Below are 17606 nucleotides of genomic sequence, written 5' to 3' on the forward strand. Positions count from 1 at the left end.
TAAGAAAGCCTTGAAACAACCGGTGGTTTTGGAGTTGTTGCGCCTCGCGGCCTATTTGTTCAGTGCCGCGACATAGGCCTTCTCGATATCGGCGGCCATGACGTCCGCGCCGAATCGGGCCTTCAGCTCATCGGCTTGCGGCATCAGTTTTCGATAGCCGCCGAAGTCGCTGAGCGCCGAGCCCATTTTGGCGGCGAGCTGGGATGCGTCGGGGCGGATCAGGGCAGGGGAGCCTTCGCCGAAGATTTCCGGAATGCCGCCGACCGCCGTCGCGATCATCGGCATGCCGGCGGCCAAAGCCTCGAGCACGATATAGGGCATCGCCTCCGCGCGGGACGGCACCACGATCAACTCGGCCAGCGCGAAAGCATCTCTTGCCGGCATCGGCGGCAGGAAGCGGACCTGGTTCTTGAGGCTGAGCCGCTCGACCTGCGCGTGGTAGCGCGGCAGGTCGTCGCCATCGCCGACCATCACGGCGCTTAAGGGGCGTCCGAGCTCGTCGCCGGCCAGGGCCAGCGCATCGATGAAGATATCCGGGCCCTTCAGGTCGCGCATCATGCCGATGTACAGGAAATCGGCGGCATTCGCCGCCGTCGTCACCGGTTCGAATTCGGCGGCGCGCAGGCCGTTATAGACAAGCGTGTTGGGTATGGGCGGCTCGCCGACCTTGCGGCGATAGGTGTTGCGCTCGTAGTCGGAAACGAACAGCAGGCAATTGGTGAAGCGCGCCATGAAGCGCTCCAGGCCGAAGAACAGCTTCCCCATCGCCGTCGTTTCGTCATAGTGGAGGGAGCCGCCATGCGGCGAATAGAGGCGGGCAACGCGAAACCTTGATACCCGCAACAGTGAGCCGAACAGCCGGGCATAGGCGCCACCCTTGGCGCCGTGCCCGTGCAGCACGTCCGGCCGCAATTCCTGGATGATTCGATAGGTGCGCCAGGCCGAGGCGAGGTCGCCCGGCCCGACATGACGCTGCATCGGCGTGCGATGGATGCCGAGCGCGAGGCTGTCCTTCATCGCCTCGAACAAGCGCTCCTCATAGTCGCCGCCGGTGGTCGAGTCGCAGACGATTCCCACCGCATGGCCGGCGGCGACCTGCGCCTCGGTCAGGTCGCGCACGTGCCGGAAGATTCCTCCGACAGGTGAGCGAAAGCAGTGCACGATCCTGAGGTTCACCGCCACGACGGGTTTTTCAGAACAGCCGTTCGCGGACGTAGACGGTGTCGCCGGGCAGAAGCGGATCGGATGTCAGCACCCGCCCGGTCATCACCTTGCCGTTGATGTCGCGGGTGATGTCGACGCTCCCCTGATTGGCGCGCGGCGTGAAGCCGCCGGCAATGGCGACCGCCTTCTGCACCGTGAGTCCCGGCACGTAGGAATACTGCCCGGCAGCGCCCACTTCGCCCATGACGAAGATCGGCCGGTAGCGGTCGATTTCGACCGAAACGTCGGGATCGCGCAGATAGCCCTGGCGCAGCTTGTCGGCGATCGCCTTTTCCAACTGCTGCGCGGTGTGGCCGCGCGCCGGCACGGCGCCGACCAGCGGAAAGGACAGATAGCCGGACTGGTCGACGCTGTAGGTGTTGGTCAACCCGTCCTGCTCGAACACCGTGACACGGACGCGATCGCCGGCGCCGAGTCGGTAGGGCTGATCGAGCACTTCGTGAAAGGCGGCGGGTGTCGGGCGGTAGCTCGAGCAGCCGGTGAGCAGCGACAGGGCAAGCAAAGCGCGAAAGAGGGAAGCAGTGCTTTTCATGACCGGCCAGGAACCTTCATCGCTCTTGCCGCAAGCCGCGGCACAACCCCAGGAAAGTGCGACCGTTATCATCCTGTTAGGGTTAATGGGCGGTAAAGGAGCTCGGTCCGGGAGACCGGAGATCGGTAAAAAGCCCAATTGTTCTATTGCTTTCGCGCAATGTTCTTTGAGCGCCCTCTAATAAGCATTCATTCTGATCTTAACGGGTGAGTTACCATAGTTCTTTACGGTCCAGCCTCGACTCAAAGCTCGGAGCAGGATGCATGTCCGTTCAGTCAGCGGCCGCAGACGTCGATGTCGATCTGAGACAGCTCTTTGCCAGCCTGGCGAGGAACTGGCTGCGCATTGTTTTTGTGACGCTTTTGGTCACCGGGCTGGCCTTCGCCTTCGCCTGGCTCGCGACGCCCTATTATAAGGCGACAGCCAAGCTGGAGATCGGGTCGCGCGAATCGGAATACACCCGGCCGCCGGGCACCAACGATGACGACAAGCCGATTCTCGACGAGCAGGGCGTGGCCACCCAGGTCCAGATCATTTCCTCACCCGACATCCTCAAGCAGGTGGCGACCAAGCTCAACCTGGACAAGTTGCCGGAGTTCGACGAAACGCTGAAAATGTCGTCGCTCGGGCGTGTGCTTGTGCTCGTAGGCTTGAAAAGCGATCCCTTCGATATCCCGCCGGACGAGCGTGTGCTGAACGCCATGCACGACAAGCTCAATGTCTACGCCGTTGAAAAGACGCGCGCGATCGCGATCGAGTTCGCCTCGAAGGATCCCAAGCTTGCTGCAGCGGTCGCGAATGGCATTGCCGAGGCCTATATCGCCTCGAAGGGCGACGCCAAGCTCGAATCGAACGCCGCCGCGACCAACTTTCTGGCACCCGAAATCGCCGATCTGCAGAATCGCGTGAGGGATGCCGAGGCCAAGGTCGCGGCGTTCCGCGCCCAGTCCGACCTGCTGATGGGCGGCAACAATTCGGTGCTTCCGACCCAGCAGCTCTCTGAGCTGTCGAGCGAATTGTCGCGCGTGCGCGCCAGCCGCGCCGCCGCTGAGGCGAGCGCCGAGAGCGTGCGCCGGGCGCTGCAGAATGGCGGTTCGCTGGACAGCGTGCCGGAAGTCCTGTCTTCCGAGTTGATCCAGCGTCTGCGCGAGCGCCAGGTGGAGCTGAGGGCCAATATCGCCGATCTTTCCACAACCCTGCTGGACAATCATCCGCGCATCCGGGCGCTGAAGTCGCAACTTGCCGACCTCGACGGCCAGATTCGCAATGAGGCGCAAAAGATCATCCGGGGGCTGTCGGCTCAGGCTCAGACGGCGAAGGCCCGCGAGGATCAGCTGATCGCGGACGTCAACACCTTGAAGGCCGCGTCAGCGCGCGCCGGCGAGCAGCAGGTGCAGCTGGATGCCTTGCAGCGTGACGCGAACGTTCAGCGCCAACAGCTTGAATCCTATATGGCAAGTTACAATGCGGTAGCCTCGCGCAAAGATCGCAGATACTCGCCTGTGGCGGCGAGCCTGATCGCGCAGGCCCAGGTGCCGTCGCAACCTTACTTCCCGAAGATCGGGCCGATCACCGGAGCTGCCGCCGCGGCTTCGCTGCTGCTGATGGCGATCGGCACGCTGCTTGGCGAGCTGTTCTCGGGCCGCGCCATGCGTCCTGCCCCCGGCGCCCGCTTTACCGATATCGAGCAGGTGGCGATGCCAGCGGCGCGTTCCGAGCCGGTCGTAGCCGAAATCGAGGACGACCACGGTCCTTTCGCGCCCTATGAGGCGGCCATGGCCAGCGAGCGACGGCCGGAGAGGCAGGCGCCGATCGCGCAGAATGAGAAATTTGAAGCCGCTACCGTTGCGGCAGGGCAACCAATGCCCGAGCCCGAACCCAAACCGGGTCCGTCCAGGCTCGGCGAGATCGATGTCGACAAGGCTGCCGAGAAGCTGATCGGTTCCGGTGCGGCGCGTGCGATCTTCGTGTCGCCGGAAGGCGATGAAGCGGCCGCGTCCGCCGTGCTCGTGGCGCGTGAAGTATCCGACGCCGGCCTGCGCGTGCTGCTGCTTGACCTCACGGCATCGGGCGCCGCATCGCGGCCGATGCTGGATTCGAGCCTTTTCCCGGGCATCACCAATCTGCTTGCTTCCGAAGCGCAGTTCAGCGACGTCATCCACCCCGATCTTTATTCGGATGCGCATGTCATTCCGGTCGGCACCGCCGACCCTGTCCGCGCCATGCGCGCCGCTGACCGGCTGCCCATCATCATGCAGTCGCTGACCACGGCCTACGATCTCGTCGTGGTCGAATGCGGTCCGGCCGACGCGCAAGGCATCGGCCGCCTGGTCGGCGGCGGCACCGAAGTCTTCCTGTCCATGCTGGAAGCCGACGACCAAGTGACGCAGGCCGCGGTCAAGCTGATCGAGAACGGCTATCCGGACCTCACGCTGGTCACGCCGGTCGGCCATGAGCCGGGAGATCCATTGCCCGGACGCCGGTCGGCTGCATAAGGCTGCGGGCCAATAGGGCTGTTCTGCACACTTACGAACGCCTCTAGATACTGGGAGCAGAGGCCGGGACCGCGACGTATCGAGCACGGTTCAGTGGATGCGGGCATGACAACCCTCGGGCTAGAGGACCGGCCCGGGCATTCTCGGCGGCTCCCGCACTTTACATCGGCGGCAAAGCACCTAGTTCTGATGTTTCGCGCTACGCACCTTCATGCGTGGATGATCGACAGCGGGACCGTGAACCCTAGGCCGGTCCCCCAAACTCCCAAGGATGGCTGTTATGACACAGGCCAAGAACGGCGACACTGTACGCATCAACTACACCGGGCGTCTGGTCGACGGCACCCAATTCGATTCTTCCGGCGGTGAACCGCTGCAGTTTACACTGGGTGAAGGACAGGTAATTCCTGGTCTCGAAACGCATGTGGAGGGCATGGAAGTCGGCACGAAAAGCACCGTCACCGTTCCCGCCAACGCTGCCTATGGCCCCCATCGCCCCGAAGCGGTGGTAACCATCGACCGCGCCAGCGTGCCGGCAAACATCAACGTCGATGTTGGCGCCCGATTGCAGGCCCGCAGCCGCGAGGGCCGTCCCATGCAAGTGACGGTCATCGGCGTGGACGACGCCAGCGTCAAGCTCGACGGCAATCATCCGTTGGCCGGAAAGGACCTGGTGTTCGACGTTGAACTGGTCGAGATCGTTCAGGCGGCGTAGTCAGGGTCGCAGTTAAGTGCGCTGCCAAGAATCTTGCCGTTGAGCACGACGATTCCGTTGACCTCTGGAAAAGGCTTCCCGCACGGCCCTTCGGCGAAGGATCAAAGGGACCGCGCATATCAAGGCGCGCGATCGGTCAAGGCGTTGGCCCCTTCCTGCCCGGCGCAATGCGCGCAGCAATAGATGACATCGCCCTGCTCGACGCCATGCCCCATGATCCGTACCCTGCAATGCGGGCAGGTCGGCGCAAGCTTCTGGACAGCGCACTCGAAGCTGTCAAACGTGTAGGTTTGCCCGCCCAGGCTCACCAGGAATGCCTTGTCATAGTCGTTGCCGCACTGGTCGCACTTAGCCATAGCCATGTCTCCTTCCGAGTGCGAAAACCTCTCGGCACTCGATAGGTTCCGTCGGGTCCTCTGGGTCTCGGCCCGTTTGCCCGCATCGCCTGGGAACGCGACGGCGATTGTGCGACTCTTGCCAGCCTAGAGCGTTTCACCGTTTCACGGAAACGGCGAACCGCTCTATCTCTTTGTTTTTACGCAATTCCGGACGGAAAACCGCTCACACTTTTCCTGGAATTGCTCTAGCTGTCGTCCTCGACCGCGGCGGGCGTCGCCTGTCCGGCAGCCTTGCGGCGCAGCATCTTGGTCAGCTTCCAGACCGTCGGGTTGTTCTTGATGAAGGCCTTCGCGCGCGCGCCTTGCCGCATCGTCGTCGCCAATGCGCGGCCTTTAAGTGTTAGCGGCGCAAGCACCTCGAAATGCTGGACCTCGATGTCGCACCAGAGCCGCTTGTAAGGCTCGTCGCCGACCGAGAAGTCATACACATCGAAGCCGAGCTCGCAGGCTTCCTGGATGTTGTCGAAGAACAGGAAGTCGCCCGGGCTGGTGGACGAGAGATCGTCCTCGGCGATAGCGCCGAACTCGCAGATCAGCCGCTTGCCGGACCGGCTGGAGCCGGTCACCGCGCGCAGCTTGCCCGCCACGTCCAGGCCGTGCAGCAGGAAGGGCGGCTTTTCCTCGGCCAGCGCATCGGCGAAAAGCGCCCGGAAGAAGTCGCGTACTTGCCTGTCGCCGAAGACATTGGCGATGCCCATCTTGGCGAAACGCACCTCCTTCATCTCGAGGAAGGCATCGAGCAGCCTGTCGACCTCCTCGCGGGTGCGGGCCTCGATGCGGCGGAAGGCGCCGACAGCCTCGAACTTGCGCGTCTGCGAGCGGTGCTTCTTGCGTTTGCGCTTGCCGCTCGCGCGCGACAGCAGCGCGTCGAACCCGCCGTCGAGATCGACCGCAAGCGCAAGGTTCGGACTTGGAAAGCCGGGCAGCGCGGCCAGCGGGTTGGCGACGCCGTCGAGGTCTGGCAGCAGCCTTTCCAGCGAGATCAGGTCGATATCCGGCCGCGCCCGCGCGATTGCCTGGAACATCGAGCGGATTGCCCGGCCGTCGATAGCAGGCAGGAAACGCGGGTCGGCGGCGGCGAAATTGCCGTTGGCGTGGCGCCCGCCGGCGAAACGGGCAACATTGAACGGGCCGCTTCGCACGATCTCCAGGGCCAGCGACAGCGCCGGGCGGCCATCGCTGGAGAGCGTCGCGACAACCATGTCGGCGCCGGTCGCGGCCGCCCAGTTGCTCACCCAGGATGCGCTTTGCGCCGGCGCGAACAGCGCCGAGGCGCAGAATTGCACGTAGTCGGCAACGCCGGTGCCGTCGCTTGCGGTCGCAGTCCACCGGTCCTGGTCGGCTAGCACCGGGCGCGCGGAAGCCTCATTGGCCGCGACCCGATTGCCGTCAAATGACGCGGTGGCGTCAACCATCCCTCAATCCTTAAGACGTATTGGTTGCAACCTGGGGTTCGCATAGGCGAATGTCGTGCTTGAATAAGCCTAGGCGCAAAAGGTGAAGGAATGATCGACGGGGGCGATGCAATCCGGAAACTGGCGCTGAATCTTGCCCGCTACTCCGGCCTTGCGCCTCTGGCGCGGCCGTTTGTCGGCGGCATCGGCGCTATCCTGATGCTGCACCGCGTCACCGCGGCACCGGAGAAGCCGAACAGCGTCAATCGGCATCTGAACATCGCTCCCACTTTCCTCGACAGGCTGATCTCGGACATGAAGGGGCGTGGTTATGCCTTTGTTTCCCTTGATGAAGCGATCGAACGCATCAAGACGGGCGGGAAAGGCGGCCAGTTCGCCACGATCACTGCCGACGACGCCTATCGCGACAACATGACCGAGGCGCTTCCGATCCTGGAAAAACACGGCGCGCCGATCGCCATCTACGTCGCCCCCGGCCTGATCGACGGCGCCGTCGATCTCTGGTGGGACGTGATCGAGGACATCGTCGACACCTGCTCACGCCTGACGCTGACGATGGCGGGCAAGTCGACGGCGATCGATTGCTCGACACAAGGCCGAAAGATCCAGGCCGTCGCGCGGCTGAACGCCTGGTTGACCTTGGAAGTCCCCGAGGAAGAGCAGGGCGCTGCGCTGCGCGAGCTCGCCCGTTCGATTGGGTTCAAAATCGGCTCGGGCCGCCCATGCACGTTGATGAACTGGGATGAGCTTCGCATCATGGCCGCGCACCCGTTGGTGACCATCGGTGCGCACACCGTCAACCATCGGAACTTGAAGCGGCTGTCCGAGGCCGATGCGCGCCATGAGATCGGCGACGTCCGCCGCGTCCTCAAGGAAAAGCTCGGCGAGGAGCCGCGTCATCTGGCTTACCCCTATGGCTATGCCAGCGCGGTCGGCTGCCGCGAGGTGGGCTTTGCCCGCGACGCAGGCTATGCCTCGGCGGTGACCACGCGGCATGGCGTGCTGCGCGCCGAGCATGCCGGCTTCCTGCACGCGCTGCCGCGCATTTCCGTCAATGGCCGCTATCAGAGCCTAGCGCATATCCGCACGATGCTGTCCGGCATCACGACGCCGCTGGCCAATGCGGGCAAGATGGTCGTTACGGTCTAGGCCTGCCTAGCGCTTGCCTGACGCCGGTTAGGATCAGCCCTTCGGGCGCGGCTCGATGATCAGCCATTTGATGATGGCCATGGCCGGCAGGACCCAGAGAAAGCCGCTGAGCAGGAAGAACAGGAGATGCGCCGTGGGCCCGTATTCGGCGAGCCTGGTGACCGCGATGGCGGAGGCGATCAGCGCGTAGAAGACGACCAGCGCCACCAGCAATATGGTTCCGATCAGCTTTTTCAGGCGAATGGGCATGTTGCGGTTCCGTTGACTCGCCCCGCTTAGGCCGAATGACAAGAGGGCGCAACCGTCGCGGCCCGGCGCGACGGCGTGCCGCGCTGTCCAGTCTTGCCAGTTGAGCGGCCTTGGTCCACCAATCGCGCGTTTCAACCGCCGGGAAAGCGAAATGGCTGCCATCACCGCCACGGCTCCCTATGCCGCACGCGACCGCGATCTCCACAACCGCGCTTTGGTGCGCGGTTGGCTCTACGTCGTGCTGCTGGTGCTGGTCGCGCTGGTGCTGGTCGGCGGTTCCACGCGTCTCACCGGCTCGGGGCTGTCGATCACCGAGTGGCAGCCGATCCACGGCGTCATCCCGCCGCTCAACGACGCCGAATGGCAGGAAGAGTTCCAGCGCTACCAGCAGATCCCGCAATATGCCGAGATCAACAAGGGCATGAGCGTCGAGGATTTCAAATCGATCTTCTGGTGGGAGTGGGCGCACCGCATCCTGGCGCGCAGCGTCGGGGTGGTCTTTGCCTTGCCGCTGCTGTTCTTCTGGGCGACGCGCCGCATCGAACGCGGCCTCGGGCTGAAGCTCCTCGGCATCCTTCTGCTCGGCGGACTGCAAGGCGCCATCGGCTGGTGGATGGTAGCTTCGGGCCTAGTCGACCGCGTCTCGGTCAGCCAATACCGGCTGGCGACGCATCTGACGCTTGCCGCGCTGATCTTCACGGCGACAATGGTGGTGGCGCGCGGCCTGGCGCCGCATTCCGAGCCGGCCGCCGACCGGTCGACGCAGCGGCTCGCCGGCGTCATCGTGCTGCTGACGCTGATCCAGATCTATCTCGGCGGGCTGGTCGCGGGGCTGCACGCGGGCCTTTCCTACAACACATGGCCGCTGATGGATGGAAAGGTGATCCCCTCCGATCTGCTTCTTCTGAAGCCCGCCTGGCTGAACTTCTTTGAAAACCCGAAGACGGTGCAGTTCGTCCATCGGCTGGGCGCCTATGCGATCTTTGTCGTGGCGCTCTGGCATATGATCGCGACGTGGCGGCGCCAGCCTGGCACCACCCATGCCCGCCGGGCCACGCTTCTGTTCGCGCTGGTGGTCGTCCAGGCCTCGATCGGCATCGGCACGCTATTGATGCAGGTGCCGCTGCACATGGCGTTGACGCATCAGACGATCGCGCTTGTGTTGCTTGGCTTCGCTGCCGCGCATTGGCGCGGCACCAAGGGCGCCTATCCGCTGCCGACCGATATACGCGTCAGAGGCTGAGGCGAACCTTGCGGATCGCCTCGGCGGCAGCAAGCTCCAGGTTTACGACCGCTCAGTGCTTGATGCCGAGCATCAGGTCGAGGTTCTGCACCGCGGCGCCCGACGCGCCCTTGCCGAGATTGTCGTAGACGGCCATCAGCAGCGCCTGCGCCCTCTCGTCATTGGCGAACACATAGACCTTCATCCGGTTGGTGCCGTTATAGATCTCCGGATCGATCTCCGGGATGCGCTCCATATGGGTGTAGGGCGCGACCTCGACTACGCCGCCATCGATCGACGCATAGTGGTCGGCAATCGCCGCGTGAAGCTCGGCGCCGGTCGGCACCCGGTCGAGACCGCCGAGCTGCAGCGGCACCACGGTGATCATGCCCTGCGCGAAATTGCCCACGGCCGGCTGCATGATCGGGTCGTGCGACAGCTTTGCATAGGTGCGGAGTTCTGGCACATGCTTGTGCTGCAGCGTCAGCCCGTAGGGCAGGAACTCGGGCGCGTCCTCGCCTTTTCCGACATAGTCCTCGATCATCGGCCGGCCGCCGCCTGAATAGCCGGAAATGCCGTTGACGGTCACCGGGAAGTCGGCAGGCAGCAGGGCGGCCGCAACCAGCGGCCGCAGCGTCGCGATCGGCCCTTGCGGCCAGCAGCCCGGATTGGCGACGCGTCGCGCGCTGCCGATCTTCTTCGCCTGGTCCTTGTCCATTTCGGCGAAGCCATACTCCCACCCCTCGGCCACGCGATGCGCGGTCGAGGCGTCGATCACCTTGGTTGTATCGTTCGCAATCAGCGACACGCTTTCCTTGGCCGCCGCATCCGGCAGGCAAAGGATCGCGACATCGGCCGCGTTGAGGAACTCGGCGCGGGCGGCAGTCTCCTTGCGGCGTTCCGTCGGGATGGAGATGATCTCCAGGTCGCCACGGTCGGCCAGCAGCGCCCTAATCTGCAGGCCTGTCGTGCCGTGTTCGCCGTCAATGAAGATTTTCGGTTTCATCGCTTGCCAAATTCCTCGCGATTCCAATGTCATATGCCGTAGGCGTGATTTGCCGCGGCATGATTGCCGTTGCTCAGTTCGTCGAGCCGCGCCTTTCGCTCCGCCAGCAGACCGAGATAATGCATGGCGATGATCGATCCGGCGATTGCCGTTATATCGGCATGATCATAGGCCGGCGCAACCTCCACGATGTCGGCCCCGACGATGTCGATCTGGCCGAGTTGGCGCAGCGTCGACAGCATCTTGGCCGAGGAGGGGCCGCCTGCCACCGGTGTGCCGGTGCCGGGCGCGAAGGCCGGGTCGAGACAGTCGATGTCAAAGGTGAGATAAGTCTTCTTGCCACCGGTGCGCTCGACGATCGCATAGGCGATGTCGGAGGCCCGCATCTCCTCGACCTCATGGCCGTAGAGGATCTTGATGCCGAACGTGTCGGGCGCATGCGTGCGGATGCCGACCTGGATCGAGCGATCGGGGTCGATGATGCCCTCCCTCACCGCGCGGGCGACGAAGGAGCCATGATCGATGCGCTTGCCGTCGTCGGGCCAGGTGTCCTGATGCGCGTCGAACTGCACCAGCGCAAGCGGCCCGTGGATCGCGGCATGCGCCTTGAGCAGCGGCCAGGTGACGAAATGGTCGCCGCCCAGCGTCAAAAGGAACGCGCCTGATTTCAGGATTTTGGCCGCCTCGCGCTCGATCGTGCCGGGAGTCTTCTGGTGATTGCCGCTGTCGAGCAGGCAATCGCCATAGTCCACCACTGAAAGATGCTCGAAGAGGTCGCGCGAGAATGGATATTGCGGATCGTTGTCGAGGATCGCCGAGGCGCGGCGGATCGCCTGCGGTCCGAAGCGGGCGCCGGGCCGGTTGGTGACGGCGGCGTCGAAGGGAATGCCCCACACGACCGCGTCCGCGCCCTTCACGTCTTTCGTATATTTGCGCCGCATGAACGACAGCGCGCCGGCATAGGTCGGCTCGAACGACGCGCCCGTCTTGGAGCGGGCGATGAAGGCATGGTCGATCTCATTGTTCGCCATTAGGAATCCTCGGTTTCGTCGGGGCAGCCACAACTACAGAACCGGCACGCAACATGCCAGTCACAGCTTGCGGAAACGAAGCTGCGCTCGGCGAGTGCCACGGCAACACAGGACCTGTATCATTATGGCTGAGACCGCCTTGCTTAATCTTGCATCCGCGCCCGCCGCGACCCGTGTCGGCACGACGGCCGGAGAGCGTTTCCTGGTGCTGGATTCCTGGCGCGGCATCTGCGCGCTGCTGGTGGCGCTGTTCCACTTCCCGACCTCCTCGATAGTGTCGCAGAGCGCCTTTGTCGGCGGCTCTTACCTGTTCGTCGATTTCTTCTTCGTGCTCTCCGGCTTCGTCATTGCCAGCGCCTATGGCGGGCGGCTCGCCGGGCAGGACGACCTTGCACGGTTCGCGCTCGTGCGTTTCGGCCGCATCTATCCGCTGCATCTCCTGATGCTCGCCGCCTTCGCCGGCTTCGAGGCGCTGCGGCTCGTGCTGCCGGCGCTTCACGGAACGGGCCCGGCGCCCTTCACCGCAGGCTTCGACCTGAAGAGCCTGGTCGCCAACCTTTTCCTTCTGCAGGGCATGGGTGTTGAGGATCATCTGAGCTGGAACGCGCCGAGCTGGAGCATCTCGGCCGAGTTCTTCACCTATCTGCTTTTCGCCGCCGTCGTGCTCACCGCCGGCCAGCGTGCCTGGATATGGCTCGTCGCCGCAGCCGTGACGGCGCCGCTTTTCCTGCTCGCGGTCTCGACGCGCCATATGGACGTGTCCTTCGATTTCGGCTTCATCCGCTGTCTTTACGGCTTCTCGCTCGGCGCGCTGCTTGCCTGGTTTCAGCACGATTCCATTGCAGAGGCGCGACAGGCGCTGAGCGGCGGGGCAGGGCGCCTCGCCTGGACGCTGGCCGAGCTGGCGATGATCGTCGTGATCGCGCTGTTCGTTTCGGTGGCGGGAACGAATGACGCCGGCATTGCCGCACCGGTCGTCTTCGCGCTGGCGCTTTATCTCTTTGCCCATGAGGGCGGGTGGGTCAGCTTGGCCTTGCGCAGCCGGCCGATGCTGCTGCTCGGCTCGCTCTCCTATTCGATCTACATGGTCCATATCTTCGTCCAGGCCCGCATGATCAATGTCGGCGGCCTGATCGAACGCAAGCTTGGGCTCGGCATAGTCTGCGACCTGATGCTGCGCGGCGACCATGCGACCGGCTTCGGCACCGGCTCGCCCTGGATCGGCTTCGCGGCTTTGGCCGCGATGTTGATCGCCGTCATCGCCGCGTCATGGTTCACATGGCGCTTCGTCGAAATGCCGGCGCTGGCCTGGTTCCGCCGCCTTTCCAAGCGGATTTGATCCAAAAACTAGCCGGCTTCGTTCACTGCGCTGTCATGGGCATCGCCTAACCGGGTCCCAACCCGGAACGGAGCGATTCCCCGATGCGAACACTCTGGCTGAGCCTTGCCTTTTCCGCCGCCCTTGCCACCGTTGCGGGGCAAAGCTTAGCCGGTGAAAGCCGGGCCAGCCAGATTCTCGACCGCTTCGAGCATGCCAACCAGTGGCGTGACCATGTGATGATCGCCGCGCATCGCGCCGGCAGCATGCAGGCCGGCAAGACGCTTTACGCCGAGAATTCGCTGGCCGCGGTCGAGGGCTCGATCGCGATCGGCGCCGAGATCGTCGAGGTCGACGTCCGGCGCGCGAAAGACGGCGAGTTCGTCATCATGCATGACAGCTGGCTCGACCGCACGACCACGTGCAAGGGCGAGGTGGTGAAATACACGCTGGCCGAGCTTAAGAAATGCCGGCTGGTCGTCGAGGGCACGGGCGCCGTCACCAAAGAGACTGTATCGACACTGCGCGAGATGCTGCTGACGACCAGGGACCGGATCCTGATCAATCTCGACAACAAGCTGGAGGTGACCGACCTGCCTAGCATGGTCGCGGAGGCGCGCGATCTCGGCATGGCCGATCAGGTGATCGTCAAGGAGAATCTCTGGAACCGGCAGCGCATCGATGCCGCGAGCGCGGCGATTACCCAGGCCGGTGGCGGCTTCCAGTTCATGCCGATCCTTGCCGACGACGCCGTGCATGATGCAGTTTTCGCCAGCGAGGTCGACAAGGCCTTCGCGCCGCGCGCCGTCGAATTGATCACTTGGCGCAACGGCGCCGAGACGCTGACATCGACCGGCGGACCGCTGTTCAGCACCCGCATGCGGGCGGAAGCGGCGCGGGGCGACTGGCACCTCTGGGCCGACACCTACGCCGTCGTCAACAAGCCGGGCGGCTTCCTCGCCGGCGGTCGCGGCGACGAGCTTGCCGTCGCCGCCAGCCTGCCGCGCGAAGCCTGGGGTTTCTGGGTCGACCGCGGCGCCACCATCATCCAGACCGACGAGCCGAAAGCGGCGATCGAGTGGCTGGCCGCCAATGGCTATCGCGTGCCTTACACGACGGACATCAAGCAGGCTGAGCCGGCGCATACGGCGAGTATCAATTAGAGCGCGGCGCTGGAGCTGCCAATCTCCCCCCTTGAGGGGGAGATGCCCGGCAGGGCAGAGGGGGGCGCTGTCCCGCCGGCCTATCCAGTGTCTAGGTCAATCGCGCCCGCATTCCCAAGTCATTATCGATCGCAAGCTCGTTAGGGACGGCGTTCCTTCGCGCCCTCCTCTGGCCTGCCGGCCATCTCCCCCACAAGGGGGGAGATCAGCTAATCGTCCATCACGCCGCCTTCGCCACGCCCTCCAACTCGCCGAGCACATCCCCCGACAGCTCGAGCTCCGCCGCCGCCAGATTCTCGCGCAGATGCTCGACCGACGACGTGCCCGGGATCAAGAGGATGTTCGGCGAACGCTGCAGCAGCCACGCCAGCGCCACCTGCATCGGCGTCGCTCCAAGCCGTTCCGCCACCCTCGACAGGGTCGAGGACTGCAGTGGACTGAACCCGCCGAGCGGAAAGAACGGCACATAAGCGATGCCGTCGCGCGCGAGCTCATCGATCAGCGCGTCATCGTTTCGGTGCGCGAGGTTGTACTGGTTCTGCACGCAGACGATCTCGCAGATCTTGCGGCCTTCCGCGATCTGCGCGCGGGTGACGTTGCTCAAGCCGATATGGCGTACCAGGCCGTTGCGCTGAAGCTCGGCAAGCTTGGTGACCTGCGCCTCGATGGAGCCCTCCGCTGGGCCGTGCACCCCGAACATGATGCGCAGATTGACGACGTCCATCACCTCGAGGCCAAGGTTGCGAAGATTATCGTGCACGGCCTGTTCGAGCTCATCAGCTGTAAAAGCCGGCAGCCAGGAGCCGTCTTCCCCACGACGGGCGCCGATCTTGGTGACGATGGTGAGGTCGTCGGGGTAGGGCGATAGCGCCTCCCGGATCAGCTTGTTGGTGACGTACGGACCGTAGTAGTCGCTGGTGTCGATATGGTTCACGCCTTGCGCTATCGCTTCGCGCAGTACGGCGATGGCCGCGTCATGGTCCTTCGGCGGACCGTACACGCCTTTGCCCGCCAGCTGCATGGCGCCATAGCCGAGCCGATGCACCGAGCGGTCGCCGAGTTTATAAATACCGGATTTGTCTACACTGGACATTGTTGCTCTCCTTCGCTGTCGGCGAGGGAGATAAGGGATGGCTGCTGTCCTGATAACCGGGTATAACCAGCACGACCTGTGCGGAAATAAGAACAATGGCGGCTGATCTCAACGACCTCCAGGCATTCATGGCCGTCGCTCGCGCCGGCGGCTTTCGCGAAGCGGCCCGCGTGACCGCAGGCAGCGCGTCAGTGCTTAGCGAAGCCGTCCGCCGTCTGGAAACCCAACTTGGTGTGCGGCTCTTCAATCGTACCACACGCAGTGTTGCGTTGACCGAGGCAGGCGCAAGCCTGCTGGCGCGTCTTGGCCCCGCGCTGGGTGAGGTGGAGGCCGCGCTCGATGTGGTGAACGGCTTTCGCGACCGGCCCGCCGGAACCCTGCGTCTCAACGTGCCGATAAGCGCCTCGCGGCTGGTGCTGCCGAAGATCGTTCCGGGATTTCTCGCTGCATATCCGGCCATCCGGCTGGAGGTGATCGCGGAGGAGAACTTTGTCGACCTGCTGGTGGCCGGCTGCGATGCGGGCATCCGCTATGACGAACGGCTGGAGCAGGACATGATCGCCGTGCCGATCGGGCCGCGCACGCAGCGTTTCACCACCTCGGCCGCGCCAGCCTATCTCGATCGGCACGGCCGGCCGCAACACCCGCGTGACCTGCTTGGGCACGCGTGCGTGCGCGGCCGCTTTCCCAGCGGGGTCATGACGCCCTGGGAATTCGAGCGCGACGGCGAGGTGGTGCGGGTCGATACCACGGGGCCGTTGGTCGTCAGCATCGGCGGCGGCGTCGATCTCGCCATCGATGCGGCGATCGCCGGCGTCGGCATTCTTTGGCTCTTCGAGGACTGGGTGCGCCCGTATTTCGACAACGGCGTCCTGGAACCTGTGCTCGAGCCGTGGTGGCAAAGCTTCTCGGGGCCGTTTCTCTACTATCCCGGGCGGCGGCTGGTGCCGGCGCCGCTGCGCGCCTTTATCGACTACATCAAGACGCCGATAGGGCACTGGTAGCAGAAAACAAAAAGGCCGCCCGGAGGCGGCCTTTTCGAAATGCTCGGACTTCGCGGCGCTTAGCGCTTCGAGAACTTGCCCCCAAGCGCTCCTTAGCGCTTGGAAAACTGGAAAGAGCGGCGGGCCTTCGCCTTGCCGTACTTCTTGCGCTCGACCACGCGGCTGTCGCGGGTCAGGAAGCCACCCTTCTTGAGCACCGAGCGCAGGCCCGGCTCGTAGTAGGTCAGCGCCTTGGAGATGCCGTGACGCACCGCACCCGCCTGGCCGGAGAGGCCGCCGCCGATGACGGTGGCGACGATGTCGTATTGGCCGGCGCGGTTGGCCGCGACGATCGGCTGGTTGAGGATCATCTGCAGCACCGGACGCGCGAAATAGCTCGCGAATTCCTTGTCGTTGACGGTGATCTTGCCGGAGCCCGGCTTCACCCAGACGCGCGCGATGGCGTTCTTGCGCTTGCCGGTGGCATAGGCGCGGCCCGACTTGTCGAGCTTCTGGACATGCACGGACGCGGCCGGCTGCGCGGCGATGGTGCCGAGTTCTGCGAGCGAGGAAAGCTCAGCCATTACGAAGCCCTCTTGTTCTTGGAGTTCAGCTTGGCCACGTCGAGCGTGACGGGCTGCTGGGCGGTGTGCGGATGCTCGGCGCCTGCATAGACGCGGAGATTCTTCATCTGGCGGCGGCCGAGCGGGCCGCGCGGGATCATGCGCTCGACGGCCTTCTCGACGACACGCTCGGGGAAACGGCCCTCGAGCAGCTGGCGCGCGGTGCGCTCCTTGATGCCGCCGGGGTGGCCGGTGTGCCAGTAATAGACCTTGTCGGTGTACTTCTTGCCGGTGAACACCACCTTGTCGGCATTGATGACGATGACATTGTCGCCGTCATCGACATGCGGGGTGAAGGTGGGCTTGTGCTTGCCGCGCAGATGATTGGCGATGACAGTGGCCAGACGACCGACGACGAGACCTTCGGCGTCGATCAGCACCCACTTCTTCACCACATCCGCAGGCTTCTGCGAAAAGGTAGCCATGTTTTGCTCTCAGGTTTGACCTTTCCCGTCCAGGAGGGACAGAGAAGGCGTTTCTTGTTGCTTGGATTGACGGGATGACCGGAGCCGCTCCGCCAATAACAAAACGGCGGCCTTTGCGGGCCGCTGCTTCGGGTCGGCTTATAGGCGAGGGCGCTTGTCGCGTCAAGGTAACGGAAAACGAGTTCGTCCAATAAAATGTGGCAAAAACAATGGATTAGAGGAAAGGTATTATTTTACCGCACGATAAAATCGGCGCTGACGGTCCCCGCTAGTTCCCGACATAGGGATTTTGAAAGGTTTGCGGGTTTGTCTTGGCGTAAGATTTTCCACTCATTTCCGTGTAATCAGCGCAAACGCCGCCCCAACGTCGTCATTCTATGGCGGAGCAAGGAGCGAAGCGACGCCCGCAGACCATAGAATCCATTCCGTGACTTGGAAGTGCCGCTGCGGTGCAGAATTCTGCTCCGTTGCACGCCTCGACGAAGGTAACGGCATGGATTCCAGGGTCTTCGCGACGGAGCTTCGCTCCTGCTCCGCCCTGGAATGACGATCGCGATGGGCGTTT

At 64.0% G+C, this 17606-nt stretch carries 17 protein-coding genes; 7 read left to right on the plus strand and 10 right to left on the minus strand.

Annotated features, from left to right (window positions below; translation table 11 throughout):
- Positions 1–51: 51 nt before the first annotated feature.
- Together FJ980_RS02210 and FJ980_RS02215 are read right to left on the minus strand one after the other, a co-directional pair.
- Positions 52–1182 (minus strand): glycosyltransferase family 4 protein, encoded by a 1131-nt coding sequence (locus FJ980_RS02210; protein ID WP_140541318.1) that lies wholly within the window; start codon positions 1180–1182, stop codon positions 52–54.
- A gap of 10 nt (positions 1183–1192) precedes the next feature.
- On the minus strand, positions 1193–1756 hold the full coding sequence (locus tag FJ980_RS02215; RefSeq protein ID WP_140541319.1) for a polysaccharide biosynthesis/export family protein: 564 nt from the start codon (positions 1754–1756) through the stop codon (positions 1193–1195).
- Between the two features lie 263 nt (positions 1757–2019).
- On the opposite strand from FJ980_RS02215, the gene FJ980_RS02220 reads away from it, so the two are divergent.
- Both FJ980_RS02220 and FJ980_RS02225 read left to right on the plus strand, forming a co-directional pair.
- Entirely contained in the window at positions 2020–4251 is a 2232-nt protein-coding gene (locus FJ980_RS02220; RefSeq protein WP_140541320.1) for an exopolysaccharide transport family protein, read from the plus strand.
- A 280-nt stretch (positions 4252–4531) separates the two neighbouring features.
- A complete protein-coding gene (locus FJ980_RS02225; RefSeq protein ID WP_140541321.1) occupies positions 4532–4966 on the plus strand; it encodes a peptidylprolyl isomerase in 435 nt (144 codons plus the stop codon).
- Positions 4967–5085: 119 nt separating this feature from the next.
- Here the strand turns inward: FJ980_RS02225 and FJ980_RS02230 are convergent, their stop codons facing one another.
- Positions 5086–5328, minus strand: a complete 243-nt coding sequence (locus FJ980_RS02230; RefSeq protein ID WP_246672195.1) for a hypothetical protein — start codon at positions 5326–5328, stop codon at positions 5086–5088.
- Between the two features lie 221 nt (positions 5329–5549).
- Complete coding sequence (locus tag FJ980_RS02235) at positions 5550–6779, minus strand: GNAT family N-acetyltransferase (protein WP_140541322.1); 1230 nt, start codon at positions 6777–6779, stop codon at positions 5550–5552.
- 90 nt (positions 6780–6869) lie between these two features.
- Between FJ980_RS02235 and FJ980_RS02240 the strand changes: the two genes are divergently transcribed.
- Positions 6870–7928, plus strand: coding sequence for a polysaccharide deacetylase family protein (locus FJ980_RS02240; protein WP_140541323.1), 1059 nt, complete (start codon positions 6870–6872; stop codon positions 7926–7928).
- 33 nt (positions 7929–7961) lie between these two features.
- On the opposite strand, the gene FJ980_RS02245 is transcribed toward FJ980_RS02240, so the two are convergent.
- On the minus strand, positions 7962–8177 hold the full coding sequence (locus FJ980_RS02245) for a DUF2842 domain-containing protein (RefSeq protein WP_140541324.1): 216 nt from the start codon (positions 8175–8177) through the stop codon (positions 7962–7964).
- A 151-nt stretch (positions 8178–8328) separates the two neighbouring features.
- On the opposite strand from FJ980_RS02245, the gene FJ980_RS02250 reads away from it, so the two are divergent.
- Entirely contained in the window at positions 8329–9420 is a 1092-nt protein-coding gene (locus FJ980_RS02250) for a COX15/CtaA family protein (protein WP_140541325.1), read from the plus strand.
- A gap of 52 nt (positions 9421–9472) precedes the next feature.
- Here FJ980_RS02250 and argC read toward each other — a convergent pair whose 3' ends face one another.
- Complete coding sequence (gene argC, locus FJ980_RS02255) at positions 9473–10405, minus strand: N-acetyl-gamma-glutamyl-phosphate reductase (protein WP_140541326.1); 933 nt, start codon at positions 10403–10405, stop codon at positions 9473–9475.
- 29 nt (positions 10406–10434) lie between these two features.
- Positions 10435–11436 (minus strand): agmatinase, encoded by a 1002-nt coding sequence (gene speB / locus FJ980_RS02260; protein WP_140541327.1) that lies wholly within the window; start codon positions 11434–11436, stop codon positions 10435–10437.
- 124 nt (positions 11437–11560) lie between these two features.
- Here speB and FJ980_RS02265 point away from each other — a divergent pair, with 124 nt between their 5' ends.
- Together FJ980_RS02265 and FJ980_RS02270 are read left to right on the plus strand one after the other, a co-directional pair.
- Positions 11561–12775: an acyltransferase gene (locus FJ980_RS02265; protein ID WP_140541328.1), complete on the plus strand. Its 1215-nt coding sequence runs from the start codon at positions 11561–11563 to the stop codon at positions 12773–12775.
- A gap of 83 nt (positions 12776–12858) precedes the next feature.
- On the plus strand, positions 12859–13917 hold the full coding sequence (locus FJ980_RS02270; RefSeq protein WP_140541329.1) for a glycerophosphodiester phosphodiesterase family protein: 1059 nt from the start codon (positions 12859–12861) through the stop codon (positions 13915–13917).
- 220 nt (positions 13918–14137) lie between these two features.
- Here the strand turns inward: FJ980_RS02270 and FJ980_RS02275 are convergent, their stop codons facing one another.
- Entirely contained in the window at positions 14138–15010 is an 873-nt protein-coding gene (locus FJ980_RS02275) for an aldo/keto reductase family oxidoreductase (RefSeq protein WP_140541330.1), read from the minus strand.
- A gap of 95 nt (positions 15011–15105) precedes the next feature.
- On the opposite strand from FJ980_RS02275, the gene FJ980_RS02280 reads away from it, so the two are divergent.
- Positions 15106–16014 carry a LysR family transcriptional regulator gene (locus tag FJ980_RS02280; RefSeq protein WP_140541331.1) on the plus strand — a complete coding sequence of 303 codons (909 nt, stop codon included), beginning with the start codon at positions 15106–15108 and terminating at the stop codon, positions 16012–16014.
- A 92-nt stretch (positions 16015–16106) separates the two neighbouring features.
- On the opposite strand, the gene rpsI is transcribed toward FJ980_RS02280, so the two are convergent.
- Together rpsI and rplM are read right to left on the minus strand one after the other, a co-directional pair.
- The gene (gene rpsI, locus FJ980_RS02285) at positions 16107–16577 is read right to left on the minus strand and encodes a 30S ribosomal protein S9 (RefSeq protein WP_140541332.1); all 471 of its coding nucleotides are present in this window, start codon (positions 16575–16577) and stop codon (positions 16107–16109) included.
- Entirely contained in the window at positions 16577–17041 is a 465-nt protein-coding gene (rplM, locus tag FJ980_RS02290) for a 50S ribosomal protein L13 (protein WP_040983169.1), read from the minus strand. The genes rpsI and rplM overlap by 1 nt, the downstream gene beginning before the upstream one ends.
- Positions 17042–17606 lie beyond the last annotated feature (565 nt).

Source organism: Mesorhizobium sp. B1-1-5, assembly GCF_006443065.1.
GTDB lineage: Bacteria > Pseudomonadota > Alphaproteobacteria > Rhizobiales > Rhizobiaceae > Mesorhizobium.